Here is a 3,393-nt window from a genome sequence, read left to right on the forward strand (position 1 = left end):
TAGAAAGAAGCTCGAATTGTAAAAGTGCATCTGTGGCATCGCTATATTCTTCTAGGTTTTTAATCATATAAAGGATATAGGAGGAGACAGCAACTAATGTAGAAACTTTTGTTTTTTGTGCTTTGCTAAGCGTCTCAGTATTTGGGATTGTACGCAAAGTTGTTCGCAGTGAATCGGATTTTTTCGTATAGGAATCTAGTGCCCGCTTGTTAGAGGTATTATCCTTACCATTTTTTTGTTGACATAGATATTTTGGGCAAGATTAAGTACTTGTTTTTGAATGTTTTCGAGTTCACTTGTAGAAGTCATGAGGGTGTCATCTATAGGACTGATTGAGACCGCATAGAGGTGCGTCATTAAAACGCAGATGCAAATGCAGTATAAGAGTAGCAGTTTAGGGCACAGCATAGTATACCTTTTTATATGGATTCTCCTTCGTATAAAAATAATTATTTTTATCATTTGTAAAAGGGCTTAAAACTAGGTGTTCTTTTTGCAATCTTCATAAATATTCGCTATAATAAAGAGGCTTGTATAAAACTTAAACTAAAGTGAGGGATTATATGCTTGTTAATCTTATTATGATGATGGCAGTAGATATAGGATTTGAATTTTTATTTGAAAAACTCAATCAAACTGCCCATGAACCGTTTGAAAAACTCCAAGCCCGAACACGTTATTTGAAACATAAAAAAGTATGGCAATATAGTACGCTAGCTCTAGCAGTCTTTGCAATCGTATTGCTTTGTAACTTTTTCCTTGTAAATATTTATATCGTTATGACTTTACTTGGTTTAGTGTTAGCCTTAGTAAATACATTTTTTGAAAGTACAATTTATGACCAAAGACGTAATACGTTACGTTAATTAGAACGAATTATTGATAAAAGTAGTCTTCTACATTGTATGAGAAGGCTACTTTTTTTGTTGAGGCTTACACTTTAGAAAATCTAGACAAGTCATAAAAATATCATTTTAGAAATGCAAGCAATGAAGATAATAGAGATACAAATATTCTGAATATTTAATCTTGAATAAAATACTAATAAAGTTTGTCCCTTTTTAATACATATAAAAGAGTAGGAAAAAGGAGTGATAAGATGAACACATGGAAAGAAAGTGTCTTTTCAGATGGCACGAAGCTTTTTGTGAATCCAATCAACGGAAACATTGGAGAAGCATTAACGATTAGAATGCGTGTCTTCAAAGAAAGTCCGGTACAAAAAGTGTACATAAAGTATCTGGAAAATGGAGAAGAAGTCATTAAGGAAATGCAAAAGGACCATGTAGTGGGTACTTTTCAATACTATACGTATACCTTTAATTTATATCAAAAGAAGCTCATCTATTGCTTTATTCTTATAACAGATGAAGAGGTATGGTTCTACACGCAAAAAGGGTTACAAAGTGCATTACCACTCGGACATTACGACTTTCAATATTTGTTTAACTTTAAGCCAATGGAATGGCTTAAAAAGGCGGTCTGCTATCAGATTTTCCCAGAACGATTTAAAAATGGTAATTCAAGTAATGATGTAAAAGAGGGAGAATATACATATCAAGGTTTTAAAGCTAGACGCCAAGTATGGAAAGCTGTGCCTAAGGGGTATAAAGACTGTGGAAACCTAGAATTCTTTGGGGGAGACTTAGATGGAATTTTAGAAAAGCTTCCTTACTTAAAAAAATTGGGTGTAAACTGCATTTACTTAAATCCAATTTTTACAGCGTACTCTAGTCATAAGTATGATTGTGTGGACTATTTTCATGTAGATCCCCACTTTGGTGGAGATGAGGCGTTAGAGCAATTGTGTGAAGCTATCCATGAAGCAGGAATGCATATTCTTTTAGATATTTCCATTAATCATACAGGAATTAATCATCCATGGACGGTGGAACATCCTGAATATTATTATCATGAACCTGATGGGCATTTATGTCTTTGGCAAGGGGTAGAAGATTTAGTGACTCTAAATTATGAGCATCCCCAAGTACGGGAAATCATTTATAAAGGCACGGAGAGCGTCATTCAAAAATGGTTAAATCCACCTTATAATATTGATGGCTGGCGTTTTGATGTAGGGCAAAGTGTAGGGAAGATGTATGACAGTGAGGTCGATGAGTCAGTTTGGCGAGAAATTCATGAAATGATGAAACTTAAGTATCCAGATCGCTATATTTTGGCAGAGCATTGGGGTGATTGTACCAAGTATTTACAAGGAGATATGTGGGATGCCTCTATGAACTACGGTGGATTCTATCGACCTCTAAGGAAGTATTTAGGACTGGCAGACCCTATTATGAGTTGGAAAATAAGTGATGTGCTTATGGGGAAAAAGAGTAGTAAGACATTTATGGAAGAGACGACTAACTACGCCAGTTGTATCCCAGCACAACTTCAGCAGTTGCAATTCAATTTAATAGGTAGTCATGATATTAATCGACTCAGTACAGAGCCCTGCTTAAGTCAAAGTGCGAATCTTGCAGCTATTTTGATGCTCTTTACTTATATAGGGGTTCCAAATGTCTATTATGGAGAAGAAATAGGCTTAGAGGGGAGAACTCTCCCAGCAGATATTGGTGCACGTTACCCTATGAAATGGGAAGTGAGCCAGTGGGATTTAGAAAAGTATGCCCTGTACAGTCAGATGATTGCACTTCGAAATGAAGAAGTCCTTTTGCAAACAGGAAGCTTCAAGTTTATTCAAGTAGATGAAGAGACATTAGCCTATGTGAGATTTGATGAAAAGTCTGCTATTTTATTCATTCACGCCTATGCCCAAAAGCCAAGACAAGTAGAAATAGACTTAGATTCAGTTGGCGAAGTGGTAAAAGTAAAAAGTATTTACCAAGTAGAATCTTGTGCGTACAATGTGAAACAAGGAAAACTTTACATACAACTCTTAAAAGAAAATGCAGCACTCTTCCATATAATCTTTCAATAAAGTGTGTATAAAGGTAGCGTAGTAGATGCATCTACTAGGGATGCCATAGAATGAATCGTTAGATGTTCTTATCAGTAAGGGACCTATGCAACGAGCCTAGCTTGTTGCATAGGTCTCTTACTATTTAATAGAGTTAATATGCTTTTTTATAAGAGGCTTATGCAGTTCGCAACAGTCATTGAAATTGAAGTAATAGAGTGTAAGGATGTGATTGTTCTTTGTGTTACGTATAAAGGAAAAAGTCATATCCATTTAAATATTAAAGCGTGGATAGAGAAGAAATTAGAAAAAGTTTTAAAAGAGAGTTGACATACGTAGGAGAATAGTGCATAATGAATCAAGTCAGCAAGGCACAGCGCCACTGATCACAAGGCATGATACCTTGATAAATAAGAAACTTGAACATTGAAAATAAAATAGTAACCATTAAACCAGTCGATTCATAGAACGAA

Annotated in this window: 2 protein-coding genes; both read left to right on the forward strand. The window is 35.2% G+C overall.

What is annotated here, in order from left to right:
* The first annotated feature begins 563 nt into the window (after positions 1-563).
* Positions 564-866 (forward strand): hypothetical protein, encoded by a 303-nt coding sequence (locus tag RRY75_RS14025; protein ID WP_332494519.1) that lies wholly within the window; start codon positions 564-566, stop codon positions 864-866.
* Positions 867-1,099: 233 nt separating this feature from the next.
* Complete coding sequence (locus RRY75_RS14030) at positions 1,100-2,941, forward strand: alpha amylase N-terminal ig-like domain-containing protein (protein ID WP_332494518.1); 1,842 nt, start codon at positions 1,100-1,102, stop codon at positions 2,939-2,941.
* The last annotated feature ends 452 nt before the right edge of the window (positions 2,942-3,393 follow it).

The sequence above is a fragment of the Niameybacter sp. genome (assembly GCF_036655075.1).
Taxonomy (GTDB): Bacteria; Bacillota; Clostridia; order Lachnospirales; family Cellulosilyticaceae; genus Holtiella.

Coding starts and splice junctions, on each gene's coding strand:
- RRY75_RS14025 (WP_332494519.1), top strand. CDS start 564: ATGCTTGTTAATCTTATTATGATGATGGCAGTAGATATAGGATTTGAA.
- RRY75_RS14030 (WP_332494518.1), top strand. CDS start 1,100: ATGAACACATGGAAAGAAAGTGTCTTTTCAGATGGCACGAAGCTTTTT.